Below are 26405 nucleotides of genomic sequence, written 5' to 3'. Positions count from 1 at the left end.
AAATCTCTGGGAGAGAAACATGAATCTGCATACAATCGGCCGTAAAGGCCTCTGGTTAGCGGCGTGCGCAACTTCTGTTTTTGCAGTGCCAGCATTCGCTCAAGAAACTAGTGTATCATCAGAAGTACGCCCTGTCGATGAAGTGATTGTGACTGCAACCCGGCGCGAGACAACTTTGCAAAATGTTGCCGTTGCGGTGACTGCGATCGGTGCGCAGGCGATTGAATCAGCAGGTGTTAAAGACATTCGCGATTTAACCCAATTAGCGCCTTCTTTGCAGGTCCCCGTTTCAGAAAATTCCGGTTCAGTCAGTGCACGTATTCGTGGCATTGGTACCCAAGGATCGAACCCAGGGTTAGAATCCTCAGTTGGTGTCGTGATTGATGGTGTTTTCCGGCCACGCAACGGGGTTGCATTTGGCGACCTTGGCGAAATTCGCGCGATTGAAGTCCTACGTGGCCCACAGGGGACATTGTTTGGTCGCAATACTTCGGCGGGGCTCATTAATGTCACTACCAAAAAGCCAAGCTTTGAATGGGGTTCCTCAGGTGATGTCACCTATGGCAATTATGGTCTCGGCGGCGCAGGACTTGGCATCACGGGGCCGCTGATTGAGGACAAATTGGCCGGCCGCCTCTATGTGACCGCGCGCGCCCGCGATGGCTATGTTCATGTCAATAACGGGTCGGCGGAAACGGATTCTAACGACACAAGTTATTATGCGGTACGGGGGCAATTGCTCTATACTCCAACAGATACGTTTGATGCCCGATTGATTTTTGATCGAGCTCAGCGCGCAGAAGCTTGCTGTGCCGCCGTCGTCCTAGTCCCAGACACACGTGTACCGTCAACAACAGCCATTCTAAACAAAATATCCCCCAATGCGCTGCAAACCAGCCAAAATTTAAAGCGCTATCTAGCAAGCGCAAACCGGACCTATGATCAAGATATAGAAGATAGTGGCATTAGCCTTGAAATGAATTGGGAGGTAGGTTTTGGTCGTCTGACTTCTTTGACTGCTCAACGCAACTGGGAACGTACGGCCGGACAAGATATTGATTATTCAGGTGCTGATGTTGTGTATCGCTTAAAATCCGATGGCGGTGGTACGAGCTTCGATAATTTCAGCCAAGAATTGCGCTACGCCGGTACGATTGGCCAATTAGACTGGTTGGTTGGCGGTATTTATGCCCAGGAAACCATTGAACATCGCGATCGATTCCGCATTGGTACTGACTATCAAGCCTATATAGGTGGATTGTTGGGGCCTGCTTTAGCCCTAGTTAGGCCTGCGCTGGCAGTCAATCCGCTCAACCCGAACGTTACCAACACCCAATTGGCCGGTGTGGTATCAACATGGCAGGGCATTCTAGGTGTTACGCCAGCCAGTATTGGCGCTTTAGCCGCTGGCGGCGGAACGACTGATGATTATGTGCAAGATTCTAATTCATGGGCAATTTTCACCCACAATATCTATCAGTTTAACGATGATTTTAGTGTAACGCTGGGTCTTCGTTACACCAATGAAGAAAAGAATTTTAGTGCTCGTTATAAAACGGAAGGCAATAGTGCGTGTACGGCGATCGAAAATCGGTTGGGCCTTGATGCGGCTCGAAATGCTGGTGCCTTGGCAGCAATTGTAGGTGCCATTTGTGCACCATGGATGCGCTCTGCCTTGGACGGGATGGATCATCGCCAACACAATAGAGAAAAAGAATGGTCTGGCATTGCTTCGGCAGCTTATCGATTTGCCCCCAATATCAATACTTACGCCTCTTACTCACGCGGCTATAAGGCTGGCGGATTTAACTTGGATCGGGCCTTCTCCGATCTACAAAACAATGTCGTGACATCGATCGTCTCGCCAGGTGCTGGTAACCGGACTGTCCGCCAACCTGATACGTCCTTTGCGCCAGAAACCGTCGATGCCTATGAAGTGGGTCTGAAAACGCAATGGTTTGACAAGGCATTGACGGCCAATTTCGCGCTCTATCATCAGACGTTTGAGAACTTCCAGCTCAACACTTTTACCGGTGTTTCGTTTGTTGTGACTTCGGTGCCTAAGGTGGTTTCGCAAGGGGTTGAGTTCGATTATGTGTTGCGTACCCCCTTAGACGGTCTGACCCTGACAGGTGGTGCATCATATTCGATGACTGAATATACCAAGAAGTTGGGGGCCGCTGATCAACCCAATACTTTCTTGGGCCAGAACCCCAATCTTTATTGGTTGCCAGGCAGCCAGTTAACCAGTTCGCCTGTTTGGTCTTATGGATCTGCGGTCAATTATGAATGGCCAATCTTGTCGGATACAGCTACATTTAATGCCTATTTAGATTTCCGTACCATCACCGATTCGGTTACGGGTTCCAATCTAGATCCCCGCAAAACCCAGCCAGGCTATACTTTGTTGAATGGCCGCTTGGCTGTTAGCACCAAGGATGAGCGTTGGACCATCGAATTGTGGGGCCGCAATTTAAGCGATGAGCGTTATGTACAAATCGCCTTTGATTCGCCGCTTCAAGGTGACGCACCAGCCCTAACCAATCAGCCCGCATTGGGACGGTTCGCGCCGCGCCCTGTCACCAGCCAGATTAACGGCTTTGTTGGTGAACCCCGCACCTATGGCGTGACTTTACGCTGGAATTATTAAGCTAAATGGCAAGGCGCGCCTGCTGCTCGATGGAGTAGGCGCGCCAAAGCTTACCAATGTAAAGCAGATCAGGTTGCAACCGGTTGGATCTTGTGCGCGTATAGGTTTATGACCCTAACCCATAAATGCCTGATCCCTTTGACTCTGCTCCTCATGATCTTGGGCGCTTGCGGAGCGACTGCACCACAAGCCCCGGCATCCTCAACACAACGAGGGGCGACAGCGCCAGCCCCCACGCCCACCTTATTGGCAACAGCGATTTTTGCTGGGGGTTGTTTTTGGTGCATGGAAAAGCCGTTTGATCAATTGTCGGGCGTTGTGGCGACGATTTCTGGCTATACAGGCGGCGACTTAGCCAATCCTAGCTATGAGCAAGTTAGCGGCGGGGGAACCGGTCATTATGAAGCCGTACAAATCATGTATGATCCAGAACGGATTAGCTATCAGGAATTGTTGCGTACCTATTGGCGGCAAGTGGATCCGTTGGATGGCAAAGGTCAGTTTTGCGATAGGGGAGATAGCTATCGCCCCGCCATCTTTGTTGCTAATCTTGCCGAAGAGAAGGCCGCACAAGCATCACTTGCTGAAATCGCGAAGCTTTTTGAGCGCCCAGTTGCTGTGCAAGTCCTTCCAGCTAAAGTCTTTTATGCAGCCGAAGACTATCATCAGAATTTTTATCAGAAAAATCCCTTAAGATATGCCTATTACCGAAGTGGATGCGGCCGCGATGCGCGATTGCGAGCCGTTTGGGGACCTTAATCATTTATCAGTTTTAAGATCTCGCCTCTGTAATCCTGTCTGATCGTCCTCTTTACAACAGATAGGCCAACAGGCTAACCTAGCGGTAAGTTCGATCTTGGGGTCGAACTTAGGTGTCCGGCCTTGCTTGTTGCGCTTCTTAGGTGCGCAGACAGGTTGGCGCTCCCTGAGCATCGCCTTGCGGTGGGGCCATAAGCTCCACCGTTTTTTTAAGGCGAAAACCATAAGTAGGGCACAAATCCAGAGCCCAAAGAATCCAAAGCTCAAAGAATCCAGAGCCTTAAGAAGCCTAACATCCAAGAAAATCCCTAAGGCCCAGAGAAATCAGAAGCCTCAAGATGTTGCTGCCGTTAGCGTCACCCGCCACACCCAAAAATGTAGCAATGATGCCACTGAATGTATTCTTCATTTGGGATAACTTTAGGCCGCCATGGGCTTAGGTTTTGGTCTGCGTCATGAAACTGTTACAAAAAAGTCGCAGAGGCGTAGTGCTTTAAGGTTAGTTGACCCCAACTATGCATCCCTCATTGGGTTGCAGTCCATTAATTGATCAGGGTCCACACATGTCGAACATCTCCCGCCTATCAACAGGCGTCGCACTTGCCGCATTATCCATGGGTCTAATGGGCTGGAGTGCTCCCGCACAGGCGCAATCAACAGGATCTCAACAGGTCGAAGAGGAGGTCATTGTCGTTATCGCAGCGCGCAACCGCTCCACCGGTGGCTTGATCATCAATGAGAAGGTCGCCAAAACGCGCTCCACCATCACGGCGGAATATCTTGCGATCCAGCCTAGCGGTCAAACCGTTTTCCAAAGCTTGAATTTAGTGCCCGGCCTCAACTTCACCAATAGCGACCCTTATGGTTCGTCGGGTGGCAATGTGCGTCTGCGTGGTTTTGACGGCAGCCGTATTTCTTTGACTGTTGACGGCATTCCATTAAATGACACAGGCAATTACGCCATTTATACGAACCAGCAATTAGATCCAGAATTTATTGCCAAAGCCACAATCAATACTGGCACAACCGAAGTCGATAGCCCCTCTGCATCTGCGACAGGGGGCACGATCAATGTGCTCATGCGCAAGCCTGATAACACTTTTGGTCTGCGCGTTTCCGTATCGACAGGTTCCTACGCCTATGGTCGTGGGCTTTTGAGCGTTGATACTGGTAAGTTAGGCCCTTGGGATACAACCGCGTTCGTAGGTGGATCCTATCAAAAATATAGCAAATTTAAGGGCCCAGGTGAGCTTGAAAAGCAGCAATATAATGCCCGCATGTATCAAAAGCTTAACGAAACGGATTTCTTGAGTGTCTCTTTCCACTATAATGAAAACCGTAATGCATTTTATCGCAACGCCACATTGGCTCAGTGGGCATTTTACGGCCCTAAGTTTGACAATCTCGAAACCTGTACCCGGGTAAAACCCGTTGCCGGCACGGCGCAGAATGATGGTCAAACCATTGTTGCTTCCAATCCCGATTTCTCAAGCTCTAGTGACAATCCAGCAAACCCAGCTAGCTGCACCAATTTTTATGGCCTGCGCATTAACCCATCTAATACGGGCAATATTCGCGGCAGCTCCAGCTTTCAATTGGCGCATGGCTTACGTTTGACGGTAGACCCAACCTACCAATATGTCTTGGCCAATGGTGGTGGCACGACGGTAATCAGCGAGACTGACCGCCGGTTGCGTGGCCCAGGTTTAGTCACCACTGGGGCTGGTGCAATATCATCAGGTGTCGATTTGAATGGGGATGGCGATGTCTTGGATAGCGTTCGTCTCTATACACCCAACACCACTAATACCAACCGCTTAGGCGTGAATGCGTCTCTCATTTGGGATATGAATGAAGCCCATCGGTTACGCTTTGCCTATACATTTGATTATGGCCGTCACCGTCAAACAGGAGAGTTCACCCAATTAGACGCGACTGGCAAGCCTTTGGATGTGTTTGGTGGACGCAATGGTCCGAAAGTATTTGGCGCAGACGGCAGTTTCTTGCGTGGTCGGGATCGCTATTCAATCGCTCAGTTGAACCAAATAGCGCTCGATTACAGGGGTTATTTTTTCGACGATAAGTTGACCGTGAATTTGGGCGTTCGGGCACCGTTTTTTGAGCGTCAATTGGACCAACGTTGTTATACTCTAAATGGTAGCTCGACTGTCTTATGCACAACAGAGACGCCTAATGCGACTTTGGCCAATCAAAATGTTACCTTTGCTTCAACAGGGACTTCCCAATATATTGCCCCATTCAAAACTAAGCGGAACTATGATGCAGTTTTGCCAAATATGGGTGCAAGTTATGAAATCTTTGAGGGCAATTCGGTCTATGTCAGTTACGCAGAAGGCTTCTCTGCACCGCGCACGGATAACCTCTATACTGTGGTGCGCGCTACCGACAACACGGTGATATCCAGTCCAGCCGTGCCTGAAACCACCAAAACCTTTGACATAGGTTATCGCTACCAAAAGCAACATATCACAGCCTCATTAGCCTTTTGGACAACTATGTATAATGACCGGATTGTATCTTCATTTGATCCAGATCTTGGTTTCAACGTTGACCGCAATGTCGGCAATGTAGATCTACGTGGCATTGACCTCGAACTCGGCTATCAACTCGGTCAAGGTTTGACCATCTACAGCTCGGCATCATTTATCGAGAGTGAAATCAAGCGCGATGTGCCTTTGTCGGCTACCACCCTTTTGCCTACGGCTGGCAAGAAATTGGTTGAAACCCCTGATTCGACTTATGGTGTAAGGTTGCAATATAGTGTGGATGGCCTGATCTTGGGCATTCAAGGCAAATATGTCAGCTCGCGTTACTCAACCGACGTCAATGACGAAGAATCTCCCGCCTACACTGTCGCCGATGTTGACTTGAGCTATGATTTTGAACAATTGGGTATCAAAAACACGGTCATTCAATTGAATTTCATCAATTTGTTTGGTGAGGATTATCTAGGTAACATAAGTTCAACGACCAACGCCAAGACCATTGCCAATGTTTCAACGGTGACAGGCACCATCGTGCCGCGCGCAGGTTTGGCCCCAACCTATTCTTTAGGCGCACCGCGTACTGTTCAATTATCATTGAAAACAAAGTTTTAAACACAAGCATAGGCTAGACGAAACAATAGGGCGGTCTATGCGGGCCGCCCTATTTTATTGGTGATGGTGGGGCTACAATAAGAGAGAGCCCCCTATTTAGATTGAGAAGGTTGAACCTCATGAGCATTGATCCAAAGCGGCGCCTATTCCTCAATGCGTGGGCAATGGGGGCGGCGGCAGCGTCGATTTCGAGCCCGTGGCGCGGCTCAGCGTTCGCGCAGACGCCCAAGTTTATCTCTGACCCGTTTACCTTAGGCGTAGCATCGGGTGACCCGACCCAGGATGGCTTTGTTCTATGGACCCGTCTTGCTCCAGAGCCACTCGACCCTGACTTTGTGATCGAGGGCTTGGTTGATGTCATGTGTGAGATTTCAGAGGATGAGGCCCTTACCAAGATTGTGCGCCGCGAATTTGCCGTTGCAAGGCCGGACAATGCGCATGCGATTCACGTCGAAGTCAGCGGGCTAAAGCCCAATCGGCCCTATTTTTACCGCTTTAGAGTTGGCTTAGCCACCTCCCCCATCGGGCGCACGCGGACCACGCCTGAATTCGGCGCGCCGCTCAACAAATTGCGCTTTGCTTGGCATTCTTGTTCGCATTATGAGCAGGGCTTGTTTACCGCCTATGGCGACCTTGCCAAGCAAAACCCAGATGTGATTCTTTCACTTGGTGATTATATTTACGAAGTTTCTTGGGGTGCTGGTGTGCGTCGCATGCCCGTTGAGGAGGCTTATAGCCTGAAGGATTATCGTCTGATCCATTCAGTCCATAAATTAGATATGGATTTGCAAGCCGCACATGCTGTGGCACCATGGCTTTACATCTGGGACGATCACGAAGTCGCCAATGACTACCAAGGAAATTTCGGCAAAATCCTCCCCGGACAAAGCGTCGAGACGGATTTTCCAATCCGAAAATACAATGCTTATAAAGCCTTTTTTGAGCATCAGCCATTGCGGGCAAGGTCACGCTTTGATGCGATCAACCGTATGCGGATTTATGGGCAAAGTGGTTGGGGTGATCTTTTGGACTTTACTTTGTTGGATACACGCCAATATCGCTCTAAGGGCGCGTGTCTTCCGCCAGATCGCCAAGAGGCTGTCAATGCCAGTCGCGTATCATGTGCAGAACTTCAAGACTCATCGCGCACGATTTTAGGCACCCGCCAAGAACGCTTCGTCAACGATAACTTCATGCGTGCGCCGTTCAAATGGTCGGTTTTGGTGCAGCCCACATTGTTTTCAACCCTGTTTCAAAAGTCCGACAAGGGTGACCCAACCGCCTATACAGATGGCTGGAGTGGTTATGAGCCAGCGCGGCAGAAGATAATTGATCTCATGGTTCGCCGCCGGCGTGAAGTGTCCTCGGTGGTGATCGGCGGAGATATGCACGGGTTTTGGGCCAGCGATGTCAAGCAAGATTATTCGAGGCCTGAAAGTGATACTGTGGCTGTCGAGTTTGTTGGTGGCTCCATTACCAGCCAATCCTTCAATTATGAGCGCTGGAACCGTCTCTTTCCTGATAACCCACATTTAAAATGGCAAGATGACCGGGTGCGCGGCTATGGGCTTATTGATGTTGATCCCCAGCGGATGGATGTGCGCTTGATGAGTACGCCGACGACTTGGCGACGTGATCAGCCATTTAGCCCATTAAAGCGCTTTGTGGTTGAACGAGGCAAAGCCTATATCAATGACGCCTAAAGTGTTGGACCGCTGCTTTTCAATCTTATGGCCCATTTCTGACCGGGATCTTTTTCATGACATTGCATATTCCAGCTGAATGGAGTCCCCATAAAGCGATATGGACTTGCTGGCCATCGGCTGCTGATTTATGGCAAGAAAACCTCGTCCCTGCGCGCGCAGAAGTTGCAGCCATGGTCGCAGCTTTGATCGCGCCTGGCCCAAGAGGTCAGGCAGGCGATATTGTTCACGTTCTTGCCTGCGGACAAGAATCTTATGCCAACGCGCGCGCTTGGCTTGCGCCCCAAGTTTTCGTCCATGAACTTGATTTCGGTGATATTTGGCTGCGCGATACCGGTCCGATCTTTGCCAAGCAGGATGGTAGGCCAATTGCTTTGCGGTTCAAATTTAATGGTTGGGGCGAAAAATATCTCTTGGACCATGATGAGCATGTTGGTGATGGCGTTGCGCGCTTAGCCGCAACATCCATACAAGCATCACAGTTTGTGTTGGAAGGCGGGGCTGTTGACCATGACGGGGAAGGGACCATTTTAACCACACGCCAATGTGTCCTTAACACAAACCGCAATCGCACTTGGACACAAAGCCTAGCTGAAGCGGCCTTTAAGGAGTGCCTTGGAGCCCAAAAAGTCTTGTGGCTCGGTGATGGTCTCCTCAATGATCACACTGATGGGCATGTCGATAACATTGCTCGCTTTATAGGCCCTGGCCGGGTTATGTGTATGGCACCATTTGGACATGATGATCCAAATCAAGTACAATTGCAACAAATTGCCTTTGACCTAAGTCAGATGACAGATAGCGCAGGCCGGCAGCTTGAAATCATTGCTATTCCTTCCCCGGGCCGGATTGTAAATGAACAAGGCGAAGTGGTACCGGCTTCGCATCTCAATTTCATTATCGGGAATGCCACCATTGTGGTCCCACTTTATGGCACAGCATCTGGGGATGCGGCATTGCGCGGTATTAGCTCAGCCTTTCCTCAGCATCGCATCGTCGGTATAAAGAGTAGCGCCATTTTGACCGGCGGTGGCAGTTTTCATTGCATCACCCAACAGGAGCCAGTTTAATGTCCAATATTGTTAAGCTGGCAGCCTTACAAACCAGCTACGGCACCGATATGGCCGCCAATATCGACAAAACAATCGACTTGATCCGAGAAGCAGCCCGCCAAGGTGCTCAGATCATTTTGCCTTCAGAATTGTTTCAGGGAATCTATTTTTGCACCACCCAAGATGAGCGCTGGTTTGCCACCGCCTTCCCTGCGCTTGAGCATCCGTGCGTGACGCGCTTGCAACCGATTGCAAAAGAGCTTGGTGTCGTCATTCCAGTATCGATCTTTGAACGCGACGGCCCGCGCTATTATAATAGTGTTGTGGTGCTTGATTGGGATGGAACAGCCCTTGGCACCTACCGCAAGAGCCATATTCCAGATGGTCCAGGCTATCAGGAAAAATATTATTTTAGGCCCGGCGATACAGGCTTTATGGTTTGGAAAACCCGCTATGCCACCATAGGCGTGGGGATTTGTTGGGATCAATGGTACCCAGAAGCTGCGCGCGCCATGGCTTTGATGGGGGCAGAAGTGCTGTTATACCCCACGGCTATCGGGTCAGAACCCCATGATGGCACTTTGGATACACGCGATCCTTGGCAACGTGCCATGCAAGGCCATGCGGTCACCAATGTCATTCCAGTGGTCGCAGCCAACCGGATTGGCGTTGAGAAAGGACTGGGGGTAGACCAGCATTTTTACGGTTCCTCCTTTGTTTCCGATCATCGTGGTGATTTGATCAGTGAGCTTTCTCGTCACGAAGAAGGGATTGCTTTGGGTGCGGTTGACCTTGCATTTTTAGACCGCCACCGCGCTGCTTGGGGGTTTTTCAGGGACCGTCGGCCTGACCTTTATGGTCATCAATAAGTTTTATTAACCTAAAATGTAAAAAAATTGCCATAAATCGACTATAAATAATGCACAATAGTGGTTTTAACAGACATTTCTTTCCGTTGAGTGGCAATTTAGCGCATCACCCCCTTTCACAATTGATCAAGGGCGGCTAGGACACGCACGGACCCGGTCGTTACAAAGAGATGAACGGCGGGATTGATTTGGAGGATACAGGAAACCATGTTTGCTCTACTGCAAGCCGCCGGTGCTGCTGACACCGCTGCCACCCCCGCCGCCGACGCCTCGGTAACTGCCACGGTTGAAGTCACCAATGCTGTTGTTGAAGCCACCAATGCTGTGGCCGCTGCGGCACCTGCTGCACCAAGCGCCGCGGAAGCCGCTGCTGCTGCTGCTGAAGCTGCCAAATCTGCAGGTCAACAAAACATCACGCTGATGGAAATGGTTGGCAATTCGCCCATGGTTTCCAAAGTGGTTTTGGTGATACTTCTATTATGTGCGGTTTATGCCATTGCCTTAATGTTTGAAAAGATTATCGTTATGCGCGGCAATAAAAAACGCACTATCGAATTCGTAGCTGCTTATAAAAAAGCGAAATCCCCCGAAGAAGCCGCTCAATTATTAGCCAAGCAGCCTGATGGCTTTGCCAAGAAAATGTTTGTGGCTGGATATGGCGAATTGCAAAAAGCCAAGGAAGCAGGCCTCTATGCCAGGCGCGATGCCCGGAGTGATCTGTTGGAGCGTGTCCGCGCCGCCATGACGGCAGAGCAAAATAGAGGTGTCGAAGAACTGGGCTCGAATATGACTTTCTTGGCCTCCATTGGTTCAAATGCGCCTTTCATCGGTCTATTTGGTACTGTGTGGGGGATTATGAACTCCTTTATCGCCATTGCAAATACCCAAACCACCTCGCTCGCCGTTGTGGCCCCTGGTATTGCTGAAGCCTTGTTCGCAACCGCTGCAGGCCTTGTGGCCGCTATTCCAGCGGTATTGATCTATAACTTCTCGGCCAAACAAACCGGTACGATTGGTAACTACCTTGAAGATTTTGAAGCAGACTTCATTTCCCTCGTTACCCGCGACATGGATAAGCAGGGCTGATCGGGCTCTAGAAAAGGAGACTGATCATGGGTGCAAAACTAGCCGGAGGTGGCGGAAGCAGCAAACGGGGTCGGCTTGATGTCAATGCAGAACCAAATATCGTTCCATTTGTGGACGTGATGCTGGTTCTCTTAATTATCTTCATGGTTGCATCCCCTGTTGCATCCGTCGATATCAAAGTTGATTTGCCAAACTCCAAAGTCCTGCCATCAAAACGTCCGCCAAAACCAACCTATATTTCAATTCAAGACAAGGGCGGTGTTGTTGGGTATTTCGTTGGCAATGATGAAGTCACCGATACGACCATTCTTGGGAAAAAAGCATTTGAAGCTGTGGTCAAAGATAACCCTAAATTCAAAGGGGACATCGGAAAAATCATTGACCAGCGCATCTATGTCCGTGCGGATGGTAAAACGCCGTATCGCAATGTGGTGTTTGTAATGAACCGCCTTCAAGATGAAGGGTTTTACAAAGTTGCGCTCGTTGGCGCGGATAAACGCCGATAAGATAGGGAGGTAAATCATGATCTATATCCATACCCCCTGCGTATGTACCACAATTCCTGTCTTCCTGAAGGGAGTAACCCACTATGGGCGCTAAACTCTCGGGCGGCCGCCGAAAGGGCTTGCAGCCAAGTTCAGAACCAAACATTGTTCCCTTCATCGATATTTTGTTGGTGTTGTTAATCATTTTCATGGTAGCAGCCCCAATCCCGACCACAGACGTGAAAGTGGACCTTCCACCTCCAGTTCCGCCAAAGGAACAACCAGTTAAGCCAAAGACCCCAACTGTGGTTGACATCCGCGATGATGGGACGGGTGTGCCGCAAATCTTTGTTGACGGTCAATTGACCGAACCTGATCAGCTGGCGGCTAAGGTGTTGGAACGTATTACATTTCACATACCAGACTCGCCCAACCGCTTGTTAGAAACCGTTCGGGTTCGGGCAGATCAGACCTTGCCATATGCCTCTGTGATGGAAACCATGGGTATCCTGCAAGAAGCTGATTTCCAAAAAGTATCATTGGTTGCCGAAGACGCAATCAGCACTGATCAATTGCGCTAGGAGGGCAGATAGATATGGCAAAATATCGCATGTTGTTCCTCCTGATTTCCATTTTAATATGGACGGGAATTTTGTACGGCGTATCGAAAATTCGCCCCGAACTCGTTTCGGATTTCATGGATAATCTCAATGTAGTGAAGGCTGAAAAGGAAAAACCAAAGCCACCACCACCACCACCTCCTCCTCCACCGGAGAAGCTGCCGCCTCCACCTCCTTTGGTAGAGCGTCAAACACGGGTGGTTGTCGATATTCCCCCGCCGCCTCAAGAAGAGATACGTGAGACGGTCGTGCGGGCCCCTCCAACACAATTGACCGATTACCAACCACCTGCCCCACCTCCTCCGCCCCCCCCGCCGCCCCCGCCATCGTGTACAGAAGGGGCAAGGAATGCACGCAAGATTCGTGATTTTAACGTGGACCGTGCTTATCCGCAGCGCGCTGTGGACCGTGGGACTGAAGGCAATGTGAGGGCAACTTTGCAAATTGATGCTTCAGGGTCTGTTGTTGGCGTCATCATCACCAGCGCTAATCCACCTGGGGTATTTGATTCAGCTGTCGAGCGTGAAGCCCGCCGGATGAAGTTTGAACCAGCGCGTCGCAATTGCGAAAATGTGGCTGATGATTATCCTCTGGATGTGCAGTTCAAATTGGATGAATAGTGCTTTAACCAAACTTGGTGCCAGTATCGTTCTTGGTGCCTGTATCGTCTGCTCATCAAAGGCCGTTCCGATCACCGGGACGGTCTTTGTCTTTCGAGGTCAAGGAGCTTAGCATGTTTGGTAACGCAGGAGGGTAGGCAACTTAGGAGGGCCAATCGAAACAGAACGGATTTTTGAACCCAATCAAAGTACCTAATCGCTCCGGCGAAATTTGTGCAATTGGGTTTTCATAAGGCTTAAGGCTAATGTATCGGGGATTAGTTTACTTAAGCCTGCGATGGCTTTATTTGCAGTCCCTGAAACCACGATAGCGTGGTTGGACTCAAGGCCTTCATAGCCCAGTTGAGCCACAGTCTTTGCATCTTGCCACAACCAGTTAGGTAGAGTTGACACCTGATCGCGCATCCCATTGACATCGTGGAACTCAGTAAAGGTAAATCCTGGACAAAGCGCGCTGACATGTACGCCCGTTGTTGCATTTTCTAGATTTAAAGCCTGACTGGTCTTGATAAGAAAGGCTTTCGCAGCGCCATAAAGGGTTGCCCCCTGTACGCCTGGAAGCAGTCCCGCCAAAGAGGCGACATTCATGATGCGGCCAAAGCCACGCGCTTGCATGGCGGGCAATAGCAGATGGATCAGCTCAAGGGGTGCTGTAACCATAACTTGCATAAAGGCGGCGTGCTCTCGCCAGCTAGAAGCCAAATAGCCCCCTTGCAGCCCATAACCTGCATTATTGACCAAAGCATCGACATGATGGCCGTCGGTATAAAGCCATTGCACAATCCTCTGGGGGGCATTGGGATCAGTTAAATCAGCAACGATGGTATGGCATTGCGCTCCCCACGTATCGTTCAGTTCTTGGGCAAGGGCTTTGAGTCGATCTTCACGACGCGCACTCAGGGCCAAATCATAACCGCGCTCAGCAAAAACACGTGCAATGGCTTGACCAATCCCCGCTGAAGCACCTGTTACCAAGCAAATACGACGCGCCATGAGTTTATCCTTTCCGATCGAACTTTGGTAACCCATGCTCGTTTTTGCGTCTAGGGTGGGCGGGGCGTCGTTGCGGTCGAGTCACAATTTGGGGTCGCAAGGGATTATCCCCACATTGACAGCCAATCGCTATTGAAGGGCGGCGTCAAAAGGCGTAAATGCGCCGCCCAGCACCAGCGTTTCTGGCCAGCAAGGGGCTAGGCCAGCATGCGCTTCGGGGAGCCAGATGGCATCCAATGATATAGATCAGCTTGACCTTAAAATGTCACACACTCAAAGTGACAGCAAAGGGAACCGCGTCAAATCCAGCTTTCTTCTTCTGACATTGGGTTCGGTTGGGGTTGTATATGGCGATATTGGCACAAGCCCGCTTTACGCTTTTAGAGAGGCTCTCAAAGGGGCTGCACCCGATGGCATCACAGCGCCAGAAATTTTGGGCGTTGTTTCCTTGGCACTTTGGGCATTGATATTGGTTGTTACCATCAAATATGTGTTTATTTTAATGTTTGCCGACAATAAGGGCGAAGGCGGGGTTTTGGCGCTTCAAGCGCTTGCGCAAAAAGCACTCGGCCGCAGCAGCCCGACCATCTTTGTTTTGGGGGTGATTGGGGCAGCACTCTTTTACGGCGATGCTGTTATCACGCCTGCCATTTCGGTCTTGTCCGCCGTTGAAGGGCTCAAAACAATTCCATCCCTAGAACAGAGCGTTAATTTGTCGACCATTTTATTGATTAGTGCCGCGATCATGGTTTCGCTGTTTGCGGTTCAGTTCAAAGGGACAGCCAGTGTTGCGGCTTGGTTTGGGCCGATTTGTGCCCTTTGGTTTGTGTCGATGGCGGTTCTTGGCATCATGCATTTATCGGATGATCCACGTGCAATGCTGGCATTGAACCCATATTGGGGGCTCAAGTTTTTAAGTAATCATGGTCTAATTGGCTTTATGGTACTTGGTGCCGTTTTTTTGACGGTAACAGGTGCGGAGGCACTCTATGCAGATATGGGCCATTTTGGCCGCAAGCCGATACAGACGGCTTGGATTTTTTTGGTTTTACCTTGTTTGGCACTCAATTATCTTGGACAAGGTGCCTTTGCCTTAAGCGCCATGGTCGAAGCCAATGCTCAAGGCAAAATCCTTGAGGATATGAATTTCTTCTTTTTGATGTGCCCTGAATCTCTGCGTCCCGCGCTGGTTATTCTGGCAACGATTGCAACGGTGATTGCCAGTCAAGCGGTGATCACGGGCGCATTTTCATTAACGCAACAAGCCATTCAGCTTGGCCTGTTACCGCGGATGCAGATTTTGCGCACCAGCGAAACCCAATCAGGGCAAATTTTTCTTCCTAGCATTAATATGTTGCTTTTACTGGGTGTGCTCACCCTCATTATCTTGTTTCAAACCTCCTCAAACTTGGCCCATGCCTATGGCATCGCCGTGACTGGGACAATGATTGTAACCTCGTGTCTGTTATACATTGTCATGCGGCGTGTGTGGAAGTGGCGGCAAATTCCGTGCTTGGCGATCATGACACCTCTGTTTTTGGTCGAACTATCCTTTTTGTCGGCTAATCTTCTCAAAATCCCCAATGGGGGTTGGTTCCCCTTGGTCATGGGGGGTGGTTTATTCATTGTTATGTGGACTTGGACAGTCGGAACCCGAATTCTGACTGAAAAGACCCGTAGGGATTCAATTCCACTGCGCGACCTCCTCAAAACACTCATGGCCCATCCCCCACACCGGGTCGCTGGAACCGCCATTTTCTTGACCAGTGACCCTGCTTTAGCTCCGGTTGCCCTGATGCATAATCTCAAGCACAATAAGGTCTTGCATGAAAAAATTGCGATCTTGACGGTGCGTACCGCCGAGACGCCGCGTGTGCCCGATAGTGAGCGGGTTGAGATCGAAGATATTGGTGATGATGTGCGCGTAGTTACGATCACATACGGTTTTATGGAGAGCCCCAATATCCCCAAAGCTTTGACCATGTGTCGCAAGCAAGGCTTAAAGTTCGACATTATGGCGACAAGTTTTTTCTTAGGCCATCGCACCATTGTCGCCTCCAGCACGTCGGGCATGCCATTGTGGCAGGATCATTTATACATTTTCCTGTCGAAAAATGCGACCAATGCAACAGATTTCTTCCATATTCCCTCGGGTCGGGTGGTCGAATTGGGCACACAAGTCGTCGTCTAAGGGCTATCCATTGGACTTTGTTGATGCTTTATTCTTGGTGTGAGGGTGCTCGATTTTTCATACTTCTTTTTGTGGGTCGGGGACTTGTGTTTTATCGCAGGTCTCCTCCTCATGGCGCTTATTTCAGCCAGTGCGGGCCTTAAGATTGAGCGTGGTGCGCGTGTACCCATGCAGTTTGGAATCAACGGCAAACCCACTTGGACAGCGCCCCGGCGTTTAGCTTTATTGTTCGCGCCGTCCCTTGCGGCGGGCTTTGGCCTATTGCTCGCCATTCTGGCGCATCAACAAGCGGGTGTGGAACTAAGCAGCCAAGTAATGATGATGGGGTCAGCGCGCGTTCTGATGGCTTTTGCTTTCGTGGTCGCCCACCTCCTGCATCTAATCTTCGCGCTTAAATGGCTCAATCGCGCCAAGTAAGGCGCAGACAGCCGACTTGATCTCATCGCAGGTATTGCCTAGCACCATAGCTCCTGCCAGCAGCCTTGGAATATCATTGCCATGACCAGCCAACCGAAAGTCTCAAAAGTTGTGCTTGCCTATTCGGGCGGGCTTGATACTTCAATTATCCTTAAATGGCTGCAAGAGACCTATGGCTGCGAGGTTGTCACTTTTACCGCCGATTTAGGCCAGGGTGAGGAATTAGGCCCCGCGCGCGCAAAAGCTTTGGCCGCAGGGGTGAAGCCTGAAAACATCTTTATCGATGATTTGCGGGATGAATTTGTACGCGACTATGTGTTTCCGATGTTTCGCGCCAATGCCCTCTATGAAGGCGTCTATCTCTTGGGCACCTCGATTGCCCGGCCTTTAATTGCGAAGCGCCAGATTGAGATTGCTAATCTGGTTGGTGCCGATGCGGTCTGCCATGGCGCTACGGGTAAAGGCAATGATCAGGTGCGGTTTGAGCTCTCATATTATGCATTAAAGCCTGATGTCACGGTGATAGCGCCCTGGCGGGAATGGAGTTTACAGGGTCGCCCTGATTTGATTGCTTATGCCAAAAAACAAGGGATTGAGATCGCTATGGGCAAGGAAAATGATGCCCCCTTCTCGATTGACGCCAATCTGCTCCACACCTCGTCTGAAGGACTGGTTCTCGAAGATCCCAATGAGCCCGTGCCTGATTTGGTCGCCAAGCGTGCCGATCGTCGCACCATCACACCTGAAGAAGCACCCGATCAAGCGACTTTGATTACGATCGGTTTTGAGCGCGGTGATCCTATTTCGATCAATGGCAAAGCCTATGGCCCGGCGGCCCTCTTAGAGGCGCTCAATCAGATTGGCGCGAAAAACGGGGTCGGTGGCCTTGATCTGGTTGAGAACCGCTTCGTCGGCATGAAGTCGCGCGGCTATTATGAAACCCCAGGCGGCACCATTCTGTTGCAGGCCCACCGCGCCATTGAGAGTATCACCTTGGACCGTGGTGCGATGCATTTAAAAGATGAGTTGATGCCCCGCTATGCCACCCTCATCTATAATGGCATGTGGTTCACGCCTGAGCGGCGTATGCTGCAAGCCGCCATTGATCTAAGCCAAGAAGATGTATCGGGCGAAGTGACCTTAAAAATCTATAAAGGTGGGGTCTATGTGCAGGGCCGATCAAGCGCAAAATCGCTCTATAATAAGGAATTAATCAGCTTTGATGCAGCAGGTGGCTATCATCAAAAAGATGCAGAAGGTTTTATCAAGCTCAATGCTTTACGGCTTCGCATTGGGGCTTGGCGCGACCAACGCACAGGGAAGAACGCCTAGTTTAGCGCTCGCACATCCGCGCCGCCCGCGTAGCGATGCGGATCAAGAGTGTTTCAACAAGGGCGACATCGGGTGATCCGGCCCGCTTGACTTGGCTATCAGCTAATAATGTCGCGCTGAGAGCGTCTTCTAATGCGGTTCGACCCCAGAGCCCTGCTTGGCGAACCATCTCGCCTTGCCGCTTCCAAAAAATACCCATTCGGGGGTGCTTAACGATCTCGTCGGCCTTGTCACCAGCTTCGACACCAGCGCGGATTTGCAACAATAAGCGAATTCGCCGCCCGACCCCATTCAAAATCGCCACTGGATTAGCGCCACTGCCCAAAGCTTGCTCCAGCCGTTTGGCGCATAAGGCGCGGTGCCCGGAAAAAGCGGCATCAATCGCCTCATCTAAGCCCGCCTCGCGTCCACCAGAGCCGACAGCTTTCACTGCTGCCAAGTCAATCACACCACCCGCCCCAGCATAAAGGGCGAGCTTTTGAACCTCTGAAGCCATTGAATCGCTATCTTGTGCCACAACTTCTACCACAGCTGAAAGCGCATCGGCATCGATGGAAACCCCTGCGGCTTTGGCCTCCTCGCGCGCGATTCCTAATAGCTCATCGCGTGAGGTTTCATAGAGTTGTAACGACCACGCGTGGGGCGATACTTCAAAAAGCTTGCGTGATTTTGAACTGCGGCCAATATCGCCAACATCCAAGATCAAAACGCCTTGTGGTAACGGCCCGCCTTTGTCAGCGACCTCCAGCAAGGCAGCTAAGGTGCTGGCATCCTTTTCGCCACTAACCCGGACATAAGCGATCGCCGCGCCCCCAAATAGGGAAGCTGACCCAATGGCTTCTTCAATACAGCTTGGATTGGCGCGCACATCTTCTTCGCTAAAGCGCTGAAATTCCAGCTGTGGATCATGCTTTTGATGGCGGGCCGCAATCGCTTGGGCCAGGCGGCGTAAAAGACCGCCATCTGGACCTGACAAGATCACAAAGTGCGGCGATAGGTCTCTTATGGCCGCCTTAGTGGCAGCAAGTCCAGTTAGCTTCATCGCGCAGTTCTAAGCTGGTACTGCAGATCATGCCAAATCCGAGCTGCCAATTGGCCCGCGATCCGCTCTTCAGCATCACTTTGCAGTGCCACATCGCCATAGGCTTGATCCAAGCTCTCATAAGCCACGCTGGTCGTTAGCGTACCTATTACTTCGGGTAAATTTGGGGTGGCTGAGAGCTTGTAATCGGCTGTCACTGTCAGTTCCGTACGCAAGGAAATGCCATCCACACCTTGGGCTGCTGGGCTAAAGACGCGTGTCAAAGTCACGGTCAGTTGGCGCGGGTTTTCCCCCTTGCCCTCAAGATCGGCGCGGCGTTCCAGCTCTTGGCGCAGAAAATAGCCTGTTCGTCCGTCAATCGTTGCAATGGTAACCGCACCAATGCCAGAGCCTTGTGTCGAATAGACCGGGCGAAAACCACACCCAACCAAGCCGAAAATGAGGGCGAGTGGCAAAACAAATGCCCTGCTGATCACCCCTAAGTCTTGCAAAGCTTGGCCCACCTGTTTCAAGCCTCTGATCCACGTGTCACAATATTGACGATACGATCGGGCACCACAATCACTTTGTCCAGAGGCCGCCCAGCGATGAAATGGATGGCTTCTGGTAGGTTCAAGGCCATGCGTTCCAGCTCCGCCTTGTCCAATCCTTTGGTGACATGCAATTCGCCACGTTTTTTTCCATCGACTTGGATAGGGATCATAATGGTGGCATCCGATAACAGGCTCTCATCGGCGATTGGCCATGGTGCCACAGCTACAAAGCCTTCCCCGCCGATACGTGTCCAAGCTTCTTCGGCTAAATGGGGCGTGAAGGGCTGTAAGAGGCGCGCTAGGATACCCAAGGCTTCAATCCGCGCTTCGAGCATCATGGCGCTGGTATCGGCTTCGGCCCGACGCACATGGCCGACTAATTCGTGGAGGTTCGCGATGGCACTGTTAAAGCGATAGGTATCGATGGCCAAACTCATGGCGGCAATGGCTTTGTGGGCCGCTCGGCGCAAATCTAAGGCAGGCCCAGATGCTTGGCTGGCGGTGGTCATGGGCCCTAGTTCAGTTGCAGGCAAGGCATCAAATGACGCCCAGATTTTTTGGATAAACCGCCAAGATCCCTCAACGCCTGATACAGACCATTCAACATCGCGCTCTGGGGGGGAGTCAGAGAGCACAAACAAGCGCGCGACATCGGCACCATAGGTGGCAACAATATCATCTGGGTCTACCGTATTGCGCTTGGACTTCGACATTTTTTCAATCGGGCCAACAATGGCAGGTGCGCCAGTGGCAATCTCGGTTGCGTTAGTGCCAGTCAAGGTGACCTCATCGGGGGAAAGCCAACGCCCGTCTTGGCTCCTAAAAGTGGCATGGGTAACCATGCCTTGGGTGAACAATTTTGTAAAAGGCTCATGCGTTGGTTGCAGGCCAACCAACTTCATGGCGCGCGCAAAAAAGCGCGAATAAAGCAGGTGCAATACGGCATGCTCAACCCCACCAATATAATGATCAACCGGTAGCCAATGTTCAACAGCTTTAAGGTCGGTTGGCTGATCCAGGGGTTGTCCACAAAAGCGCGCCCAATACCAAGATGAATCAACGAAGGTGTCCAAAGTATCGGTTTCGCGAACCGCTGGTCTGCTACATGTCGGGCAGGACACGTGCTTCCACCTCGGATGGTGGTCAAGCGGATTTCCTGGACGATCAAACGTCACATCCTCAGGAAGTTCGACGGGCAATTGATCTTCAGGTACCCCAACAGGGCCGCAAGTTGGGCAATGAATAATCGGAATTGGGCAGCCCCAATAACGCTGCCGCGAAACGCCCCAATCGCGTAGTCGGAAGTTAACCGTTCCCTTGCCGCGCCCCATGGATTCCATTTTGGCGATGGCAGCGGACTTGGCTTCACCAATGGATAGACCGTCCAAAAAGCTGGAATTAAAGATTGTACCATCGCCCAATAAGGCCGTATCGCCAATGGAGATGTCGCTGGGGTCAGCGCCATGGGGCAAAACCACGGGCAGGACGGGCAGACCATACTTACGTGCGAAGTCTAAATCGCGTTGGTCATGCGCTGGGCAAGCAAAAATAGCGCCAGTACCATAATCCATCAGCACAAAATTGGCCACCCACAAGGGCAAGGTCTTGCTGGCGTCAAAAGGGTGAACAACCCGCAGGCCAGTGTCAAACCCGCGCTTTTCTTGGGTTTCAATCGCTTCTTCCGATGTACCGGCCCGCCTGCAAGATTCGGCGAAGGCCTCAAGTTCTGGGTTGGTTTGCGCCAATGCCAAAGTAATAGGGTGATCCACTGAAATCGCGGCGAAAGAAGCCCCAAACAAAGTGTCAGGCCTTGTGGTATAAACCTCAAGTGGACCGGGGAGCGGGCATGGCGTCGCGGCATCAAACGCGAAGCTAAATCGTAGGCCTTCGGATCGACCGATCCAGTTTTGCTGCATGATGCGCACTTTTTCCGGCCAGCCCGACAAGCCGTCGAGGGCTGTGACCAGTTCTTCCCCAAAGCGGGTGATTTGAAACATCCATTGCTCTAAAAAGCGCTGTTCAACCAAAGCGCCAGAGCGCCAGCCCCGGCCATCTACCACCTGCTCATTGGCCAGAACGGTGTTTTCAACCGGATCCCAATTCACTTTGCTTTTCTTGCGGTAAACAAGGCCCACCTTTAATAAATCAAGGAACATTTTTTGCTGGTGTCGGTAATAAGACGGCTCGCAGGTCGCAAATTCACGCGACCAATCAATTGCGAACCCCAATTGCTGCAACTGACTGCGCATCAGTTTAATGTTTTGGCGTGTCCAGACGTCTGGATGTTCACCGCGTTCGCGTGCTGCATTTTCCGCAGGCAAGCCAAAAGCGTCCCAACCCATGGGGTGTAAGACCTGATCCCCTGCTGCACGACGTCGCCTTGCGATGACATCTCCCATCGCATAATTGCGTACATGGCCAATATGAATACGCCCTGAAGGATAGGGGAACATTTCTAATACATAACATTTGGCGCGCTTTGGGTCAGGTTCACCAGCCGCAAATAATTTAGCCGCGTCCCAACGGGCGCGCTGGCGCGGCTCTACGTCTTTGTGATTATAGCGTGACGCCATGAAAGACCCTTGTAAATGGATAGGCTATCACCCGCACAATAGTATTTGCCCTATACAATCAACCTCGGAAAAGCGGTGATTATTTAGATTCCAACTGAGCAATGCGCAGCTGGCGCGCGCGCGTCAAAATCGCATTTTCAATTTGGATCGATGTATCGGGGTCAACACTCGCATCGACCCATCCCCCACTTGCGTCCTTTGTTTGGCGAAACACTTGAACCGATAAACCATCCGCACGCAGGCGTGTGTCGAGAATATAGACTTGCACCTTAAAACGCTCATCGGGTTTTTCGGCCACAGAATGCCAATCGGTGACATAGGTGCCACCAAAGGGATCAGAATCGAGTAAGGGTAAGAAGTCTAGGGTGTCTAGCGTTGCACGCCACAAGAAGGCATTGACCCCAATTTGTGCAGTAGGATTTGCTCTGCGGGCACGGGCAGGGGAGATGTTAGAGTTAGATTTCTTTTTACTTTTTACACTTGCCGAAGCCACGGCTGGGTCTTTAGCTGGATCTTTAGAAACCTTTTTAGCGCGGGAGGCGCAGCCTCCCAATCCCATTATTATAATCAGTATGGCAGTAAGTGTCGGCGCTACAACGCGCATTAGCATGCTCCAAGCTAGCCCCCCGTCCGCCCTGGACGGTTACAAATTGGTCTATAGCATGAAGGACGTGATGCGCTAGACCGTAAGATGCGTTCAATTGGGCTTTGGCCTGCAATCCATTATAAGAAAGCACAATGACGTTGCATATTCATCACTATCGTTGGAAATGTCACTGATCCAAAAGGATTTTGCGGAATCTCACGTTAAACAGTTTGCTTTTGGACGCATGATTGACTAATGAAGACTATGGCCTTTAATCAAAACATTGAGGGCTTATTGAAGCTTAGTAAGAAATTAGTCGGATGTATCATCGTTGGATCTTGGCAGGAGGTTTCGCCGCACTCATAATGATGGGTGGTGGAAAAGCGATTGCGGGTGACCTAAAGTCTACCCAATCCAGCACTTCCATGGGTCAATCCACACAAGCCCCGTGGTATGAGCGTTTTACCTTTGGCTCTGAATTGCGCGATGGCGCGAATGCTTGGGTGCCACGCGGCGAACTTAAAGCCGCCGTGAAAGTAGATCCTCGCAGTCGCTGGGGCGTGACTTTTGGGATGCAGCAAGATTTGGGGTCGTCCTTTCTGTCACGCAGCGGTCAAAATGCAGGGCGCACAAGTGCTGGTGCTTTCTACCAGATTTCGCCTAAATTTAGGGTTGGTGGTGAGGTAGTTGTACCAAACGAACAATTAGGTGTTTCTCAAAATCGCCCCCAATCTCAACGCCGTGAGCCCGGCGTTAAAGTCGAATCAGCGTTTAAATTTTAGCTCACCTGTTTTGGGTTTGGCTGGGCAAGACTAACCACAGCTACACCATAAATTTCTGTATTGATCAATCGTTTGATCGTTTTCGAATGCACCCCACCAAGTGCAAAAATCAGACACGCCGGGAAAGCACGTTGCAACAAGGCCATTCGCAGCGGCCCCTTTGGTGCCTTGGCACTGGGGCTATCGCTTCTAAATACGGTTGAGACCAAAAAAACGGTGATACCACGCTGAAAGCCCAAGCCAAGTGTGAGCCCACGATGTGCGGATGCGGTTTCGATTAAGGATCCGCTTTGACTGCGCTTGCGTAACCGCAAACGCTTCTCTGGCCAGTGCAAGCCAGTAAGTTTGGCTTGGCGCGCCTGAAGGGGCGTGACGGTGGCCAGTCTCTGGGCCTTACCATGATTAGGCGTAGCACTATGGCCAAAGGTGCGCTCTATCAGCCATGCGCCTTTGGGTAAGATGGCACTTTGCCGGGAGAGATCATAGCCGCGTCCCGCGTCCGTCAACACGATCAAGCGCGGTACGCCGCGCTTTACAGGCTTTCGGAACTGATTAAGGGAAGCTAGAAGCCTTTCCATGGACATAGATCAACGCATTGCTGAAATCACAACTCGGATCAAGAGTGCAGCCATTAAGGCCAGAAGGAGAGAGCAGGATGTAAACTTGGTTGCCGTTTCAAAACTGCAACCCGATGAGCGTATTGAAGCGGCACTGCAATCAGGATTGCGCCTGTTCGGGGAAAACCGTGTGCAGGAGGCCCAAAGCCGCTGGGCGCATCGCAAAAACATCTACCCCAATGTGACATTGCATCTAATTGGCCCCTTGCAAACCAATAAGGTCGCCGAAGCGATTGCTTTGTTTGATGTAATTGAAACCGTGGATCGGCCTAAATTGGTGGAGGCTTTGGCCAAGCTCGCTAAAATGGGCTACAACCTGCCCAAGCTCTTGGTCCAAGTGAATACAGGGGAGGAGGCTCAAAAGGCAGGGGTGGCACCACGGCATCTGCCAGCTTTACTGGAGCTATGCGCCGACCATAGGCTCAAAATTGAAGGCCTGATGTGTATTCCCCCTGCCAATGAAGAGCCCGCCTTGCATTTTGCGCTTTTAGCCAAGCTCGCCATGCGCCAAAGTTTGCCGATCCTGTCGATGGGGATGAGCGGCGATTTTGAAACCGCCATTCAATTTGGGGCAACCCATGTGCGCGTCGGATCTGCATTATTTGGGGAAAGATAAGTTAATGCCCAAATCGTGGCCTGTTTTAGAAAAACTTGTTATAGCAACTCATAATGCTGGGAAATTAGCAGAGATAACCGCCTTACTTGCCCCATATCATATTGAGGTTGTCAGTGCTGGGGATTTAGGGGTGCCTGAACCTGAGGAGACTGAAACGACTTTTATCGGCAACGCCCTTTTAAAAGCCCGCGCATCCACGCTCGCCACAGGTTTACCGGCATTAGCCGACGATTCAGGACTCGAAGTGATGGCGTTGGACCGCGCACCTGGCATATATTCAGCCCGCTGGGCGGGCCCGGATCGGGATTTTTATGCTGCGATGGCAGAAATTGAACGCCAATTGCAAGACAAGGGTGCGACGGACCGGACGGCCCGCTTTGTGTGTGCTTTGGCTTTGGTCTATCCCGATGGTACCGAAAAAGCCTTTGAGGGTGAAGTGGTGGGTGAGGTGGTCGGCAAACCACGTGGTACCCAAGGCTTTGGTTATGACCCTATCTTTGTTGCCAAGGGCTATCATGAGACTTTCGGCGAGCTTGATCCTGTGACCAAACATGCCATCAGCCACCGGGCACACGCTTTTGCGCAATTTGTTGACGCAATTCTGACATGAGCAAGCGTCAATTAGGGCTATATCTGCATTGGCCCTATTGTGCCGCTATCTGCCCCTATTGTGATTTCAATGTTTATAAGGCCGCTGGTCAAGATAGCGCACCTTTAGTCTCAGCTATCCTCGCCGATATGGCTTATTGGCGAAGAGAGACGGGGCCGCGCGCGCTTTCAAGCTTGTTCTTAGGTGGTGGTACCCCTAGTTTGATGGATCCCCGCGATGTGGCCACCATCATTGAGGCTTGTGACCAATTATGGGGCTTCGCGGAGCACTGTGAGATCAGCTTAGAGGCCAATCCAACCGATGGCGAAGCCGCCCGCTTTAGGGATCTACGTGTGGCTGGGGTAGAGCGTTTGTCCTTGGGCCTACAAGCCCTTGATGATGCAAGCTTATGGGCGCTAGGTCGCTTCCATTCTGCCAAAGAAGGCCTCGCCGCCGCCGATCTTGCGCGCGGACTTTTCCCCCGCTTATCGATTGATCTGATCTACAGTAGGCAAGACCAAAGCCTTCAGGCGTGGACGGAGGAACTCAACATCGCGCTAGCCATTGGTCCTGATCACATCTCGCCTTATCAATTGACGATTGAAGCGGGTACTGCTTTTGCGCAGGCTGTGGCGCGAGGCCGATTGGTCCTACCATGCCAAGATTTAGCGGCTGATTTTTATCACTTGACCCAAGATCATTTAGAAACTGGGGGCTTTGAAGCCTATGAAGTATCTAACCACGCCAGAGGGGTGCCCAATCGATCGCGCCATAACATACTATATTGGACATCCCAGGACTGGATTGGGGTGGGCCCAGGTGCCCACGGGCGGTTAGGCTGGAAAGATGCTCGCCGCGCAACAAAGGCCCATGAGAGACCAAAAGACTATTGTCAAAGCTTGAGGGACGCAGGCCATGGCCTTGTAGAGGACGAGATTTTGTCGCCAGAAGCGGCACGCGATGAATTTTGGCTGATGGGCTTGCGCCTCAAAGACGGCGTAGCTTGGTCGATGGCAGATACGGATGCTGCCTGGTTGACCCTCGATCCCGCCCGCATTCGCACCCGGGTGGATCAAGGCTATATGTGGCAAACCACCACCCATCTTGGATTGACCACAAAGGGGCGCTTGGTGGCTGATACGATCATCACAGGATTGCTGACCGACTAGAC

Annotated in this window: 23 protein-coding genes; 17 read left to right on the top strand and 6 right to left on the bottom strand. The window is 51.2% G+C overall.

The window, feature by feature from the left end:
- The first annotated feature begins 19 nt into the window (after positions 1–19).
- From PsB1_RS02790 to PsB1_RS02745, 10 genes are all read left to right on the top strand, one after another.
- Positions 20–2650 carry a TonB-dependent receptor gene (locus PsB1_RS02790; RefSeq protein WP_284358909.1) on the top strand — a complete coding sequence of 877 codons (2631 nt, stop codon included), beginning with the start codon at positions 20–22 and terminating at the stop codon, positions 2648–2650.
- Positions 2651–2803: 153 nt separating this feature from the next.
- On the top strand, positions 2804–3409 hold the full coding sequence (msrA, locus tag PsB1_RS02785) for a peptide-methionine (S)-S-oxide reductase MsrA (RefSeq protein ID WP_284359001.1): 606 nt from the start codon (positions 2804–2806) through the stop codon (positions 3407–3409).
- A 563-nt stretch (positions 3410–3972) separates the two neighbouring features.
- Entirely contained in the window at positions 3973–6528 is a 2556-nt protein-coding gene (locus PsB1_RS02780; RefSeq protein WP_284358907.1) for a TonB-dependent receptor, read from the top strand.
- Positions 6529–6647: 119 nt separating this feature from the next.
- Positions 6648–8231, top strand: coding sequence for an alkaline phosphatase D family protein (locus tag PsB1_RS02775; RefSeq protein ID WP_284358906.1), 1584 nt, complete (start codon positions 6648–6650; stop codon positions 8229–8231).
- Positions 8232–8287: 56 nt separating this feature from the next.
- Positions 8288–9301, top strand: a complete 1014-nt coding sequence (locus PsB1_RS02770; RefSeq protein WP_284358905.1) for an agmatine deiminase family protein — start codon at positions 8288–8290, stop codon at positions 9299–9301.
- A complete protein-coding gene (gene aguB, locus PsB1_RS02765) occupies positions 9301–10152 on the top strand; it encodes an N-carbamoylputrescine amidase (RefSeq protein WP_284358904.1) in 852 nt (283 codons plus the stop codon). The genes PsB1_RS02770 and aguB overlap by 1 nt, the downstream gene beginning before the upstream one ends.
- 207 nt (positions 10153–10359) lie before the next feature.
- A complete protein-coding gene (locus tag PsB1_RS02760) occupies positions 10360–11238 on the top strand; it encodes a MotA/TolQ/ExbB proton channel family protein (RefSeq protein ID WP_284358903.1) in 879 nt (292 codons plus the stop codon).
- Positions 11239–11264: 26 nt separating this feature from the next.
- The gene (locus PsB1_RS02755; RefSeq protein WP_284358902.1) at positions 11265–11744 is read left to right on the top strand and encodes a biopolymer transporter ExbD; all 480 of its coding nucleotides are present in this window, start codon (positions 11265–11267) and stop codon (positions 11742–11744) included.
- Positions 11745–11827: 83 nt separating this feature from the next.
- On the top strand, positions 11828–12304 hold the full coding sequence (locus PsB1_RS02750; RefSeq protein ID WP_284358901.1) for a biopolymer transporter ExbD: 477 nt from the start codon (positions 11828–11830) through the stop codon (positions 12302–12304).
- Positions 12305–12318: 14 nt separating this feature from the next.
- On the top strand, positions 12319–12963 hold the full coding sequence (locus PsB1_RS02745; protein WP_284358900.1) for an energy transducer TonB: 645 nt from the start codon (positions 12319–12321) through the stop codon (positions 12961–12963).
- A gap of 192 nt (positions 12964–13155) precedes the next feature.
- On the opposite strand, the gene PsB1_RS02740 is transcribed toward PsB1_RS02745, so the two are convergent.
- Positions 13156–13956: an SDR family NAD(P)-dependent oxidoreductase gene (locus tag PsB1_RS02740; RefSeq protein ID WP_284358898.1), complete on the bottom strand. Its 801-nt coding sequence runs from the start codon at positions 13954–13956 to the stop codon at positions 13156–13158.
- 226 nt (positions 13957–14182) lie between these two features.
- On the opposite strand from PsB1_RS02740, the gene PsB1_RS02735 reads away from it, so the two are divergent.
- The 3 genes from PsB1_RS02735 (at position 14183) to PsB1_RS02725 (ending at position 17896) form a co-directional block, all read left to right on the top strand.
- Entirely contained in the window at positions 14183–16147 is a 1965-nt protein-coding gene (locus PsB1_RS02735) for a potassium transporter Kup (protein ID WP_420887866.1), read from the top strand.
- A gap of 111 nt (positions 16148–16258) precedes the next feature.
- Positions 16259–16564: a hypothetical protein gene (locus tag PsB1_RS02730; protein WP_284358896.1), complete on the top strand. Its 306-nt coding sequence runs from the start codon at positions 16259–16261 to the stop codon at positions 16562–16564.
- Positions 16565–16645: 81 nt separating this feature from the next.
- Positions 16646–17896 carry an argininosuccinate synthase gene (locus PsB1_RS02725; protein ID WP_284358895.1) on the top strand — a complete coding sequence of 417 codons (1251 nt, stop codon included), beginning with the start codon at positions 16646–16648 and terminating at the stop codon, positions 17894–17896.
- Position 17897: 1 nt separating this feature from the next.
- Here PsB1_RS02725 and holA read toward each other — a convergent pair whose 3' ends face one another.
- The 4 genes from holA to PsB1_RS02705 form a co-directional block, all read right to left on the bottom strand.
- Positions 17898–18938 (bottom strand): DNA polymerase III subunit delta, encoded by a 1041-nt coding sequence (gene holA / locus PsB1_RS02720; RefSeq protein ID WP_284358893.1) that lies wholly within the window; start codon positions 18936–18938, stop codon positions 17898–17900.
- A complete protein-coding gene (locus PsB1_RS02715) occupies positions 18935–19450 on the bottom strand; it encodes a hypothetical protein (protein WP_284358891.1) in 516 nt (171 codons plus the stop codon). Before PsB1_RS02715 ends, holA begins: the two co-directional genes overlap by 4 nt.
- A complete protein-coding gene (gene leuS / locus PsB1_RS02710; RefSeq protein ID WP_284358889.1) occupies positions 19447–22044 on the bottom strand; it encodes a leucine--tRNA ligase in 2598 nt (865 codons plus the stop codon). Before leuS ends, PsB1_RS02715 begins: the two co-directional genes overlap by 4 nt.
- Positions 22045–22123: 79 nt before the next feature.
- On the bottom strand, positions 22124–22648 hold the full coding sequence (locus PsB1_RS02705; protein ID WP_284358887.1) for a DUF3576 domain-containing protein: 525 nt from the start codon (positions 22646–22648) through the stop codon (positions 22124–22126).
- 302 nt (positions 22649–22950) lie between these two features.
- Between PsB1_RS02705 and PsB1_RS02700 the strand changes: the two genes are divergently transcribed.
- Complete coding sequence (locus tag PsB1_RS02700; RefSeq protein WP_284358884.1) at positions 22951–23412, top strand: NtrZ family periplasmic regulatory protein; 462 nt, start codon at positions 22951–22953, stop codon at positions 23410–23412.
- On the opposite strand, the gene PsB1_RS02695 is transcribed toward PsB1_RS02700, so the two are convergent.
- The gene (locus tag PsB1_RS02695; RefSeq protein WP_284358883.1) at positions 23409–23996 is read right to left on the bottom strand and encodes a thiamine phosphate synthase; all 588 of its coding nucleotides are present in this window, start codon (positions 23994–23996) and stop codon (positions 23409–23411) included. The genes PsB1_RS02700 and PsB1_RS02695 overlap by 4 nt on opposite strands.
- Between PsB1_RS02695 and PsB1_RS02690 the strand changes: the two genes are divergently transcribed.
- From PsB1_RS02690 to hemW, 3 genes are read left to right on the top strand one after another with little or no spacing between them, the layout of a single operon-like run.
- Positions 23989–24645 carry a YggS family pyridoxal phosphate-dependent enzyme gene (locus PsB1_RS02690; RefSeq protein ID WP_284358882.1) on the top strand — a complete coding sequence of 219 codons (657 nt, stop codon included), beginning with the start codon at positions 23989–23991 and terminating at the stop codon, positions 24643–24645. The two genes, PsB1_RS02695 and PsB1_RS02690, sit on opposite strands and share 8 nt — an antisense overlap.
- 4 nt (positions 24646–24649) lie before the next feature.
- Positions 24650–25255, top strand: a complete 606-nt coding sequence (gene rdgB / locus PsB1_RS02685; RefSeq protein ID WP_284358881.1) for an RdgB/HAM1 family non-canonical purine NTP pyrophosphatase — start codon at positions 24650–24652, stop codon at positions 25253–25255.
- Positions 25252–26403: a radical SAM family heme chaperone HemW gene (gene hemW, locus PsB1_RS02680; RefSeq protein ID WP_284358880.1), complete on the top strand. Its 1152-nt coding sequence runs from the start codon at positions 25252–25254 to the stop codon at positions 26401–26403. The genes rdgB and hemW overlap by 4 nt, the downstream gene beginning before the upstream one ends.
- The last annotated feature ends 2 nt before the right edge of the window (positions 26404–26405 follow it).

The sequence above is a fragment of the Candidatus Phycosocius spiralis genome, assembly GCF_030158815.1.
GTDB classification, from domain to species: Bacteria; Pseudomonadota; Alphaproteobacteria; order Caulobacterales; family Aquidulcibacteraceae; genus Aquidulcibacter; species Aquidulcibacter spiralis.
The sequence above is the reverse complement of the archived record's forward strand: the minus strand, read 5'-3'. Positions and strand labels throughout refer to the sequence as shown.

Excerpts from the sequence above, each read along its gene's own strand:
- PsB1_RS02790 (WP_284358909.1), top strand. The coding sequence starts at position 20 with ATGAATCTGCATACAATCGGCCGTAAAGGCCTCTGGTTAGCGGCGTGC.
- msrA (WP_284359001.1), top strand. The coding sequence starts at position 2,804 with ATGATCTTGGGCGCTTGCGGAGCGACTGCACCACAAGCCCCGGCATCC.
- PsB1_RS02780 (WP_284358907.1), top strand. The coding sequence starts at position 3,973 with ATGTCGAACATCTCCCGCCTATCAACAGGCGTCGCACTTGCCGCATTA.
- PsB1_RS02775 (WP_284358906.1), top strand. The coding sequence starts at position 6,648 with ATGAGCATTGATCCAAAGCGGCGCCTATTCCTCAATGCGTGGGCAATG.
- PsB1_RS02770 (WP_284358905.1), top strand. The coding sequence starts at position 8,288 with ATGACATTGCATATTCCAGCTGAATGGAGTCCCCATAAAGCGATATGG.
- aguB (WP_284358904.1), top strand. The coding sequence starts at position 9,301 with ATGTCCAATATTGTTAAGCTGGCAGCCTTACAAACCAGCTACGGCACC.
- PsB1_RS02760 (WP_284358903.1), top strand. The coding sequence starts at position 10,360 with ATGTTTGCTCTACTGCAAGCCGCCGGTGCTGCTGACACCGCTGCCACC.
- PsB1_RS02755 (WP_284358902.1), top strand. The coding sequence starts at position 11,265 with ATGGGTGCAAAACTAGCCGGAGGTGGCGGAAGCAGCAAACGGGGTCGG.
- PsB1_RS02750 (WP_284358901.1), top strand. The coding sequence starts at position 11,828 with ATGGGCGCTAAACTCTCGGGCGGCCGCCGAAAGGGCTTGCAGCCAAGT.
- PsB1_RS02745 (WP_284358900.1), top strand. The coding sequence starts at position 12,319 with ATGGCAAAATATCGCATGTTGTTCCTCCTGATTTCCATTTTAATATGG.
- PsB1_RS02740 (WP_284358898.1), bottom strand. The coding sequence starts at position 13,956 with ATGGCGCGTCGTATTTGCTTGGTAACAGGTGCTTCAGCGGGGATTGGT.
- PsB1_RS02735 (WP_420887866.1), top strand. The coding sequence starts at position 14,183 with ATGGCATCCAATGATATAGATCAGCTTGACCTTAAAATGTCACACACT.
- PsB1_RS02730 (WP_284358896.1), top strand. The coding sequence starts at position 16,259 with ATGGCGCTTATTTCAGCCAGTGCGGGCCTTAAGATTGAGCGTGGTGCG.
- PsB1_RS02725 (WP_284358895.1), top strand. The coding sequence starts at position 16,646 with ATGACCAGCCAACCGAAAGTCTCAAAAGTTGTGCTTGCCTATTCGGGC.
- holA (WP_284358893.1), bottom strand. The coding sequence starts at position 18,938 with ATGAAGCTAACTGGACTTGCTGCCACTAAGGCGGCCATAAGAGACCTA.
- leuS (WP_284358889.1), bottom strand. The coding sequence starts at position 22,044 with ATGGCGTCACGCTATAATCACAAAGACGTAGAGCCGCGCCAGCGCGCC.
- PsB1_RS02705 (WP_284358887.1), bottom strand. The coding sequence starts at position 22,648 with ATGCGCGTTGTAGCGCCGACACTTACTGCCATACTGATTATAATAATG.
- PsB1_RS02700 (WP_284358884.1), top strand. The coding sequence starts at position 22,951 with ATGTATCATCGTTGGATCTTGGCAGGAGGTTTCGCCGCACTCATAATG.
- PsB1_RS02690 (WP_284358882.1), top strand. The coding sequence starts at position 23,989 with ATGGACATAGATCAACGCATTGCTGAAATCACAACTCGGATCAAGAGT.
- PsB1_RS02695 (WP_284358883.1), bottom strand. The coding sequence starts at position 23,996 with ATGTCCATGGAAAGGCTTCTAGCTTCCCTTAATCAGTTCCGAAAGCCT.
- rdgB (WP_284358881.1), top strand. The coding sequence starts at position 24,650 with ATGCCCAAATCGTGGCCTGTTTTAGAAAAACTTGTTATAGCAACTCAT.
- hemW (WP_284358880.1), top strand. The coding sequence starts at position 25,252 with ATGAGCAAGCGTCAATTAGGGCTATATCTGCATTGGCCCTATTGTGCC.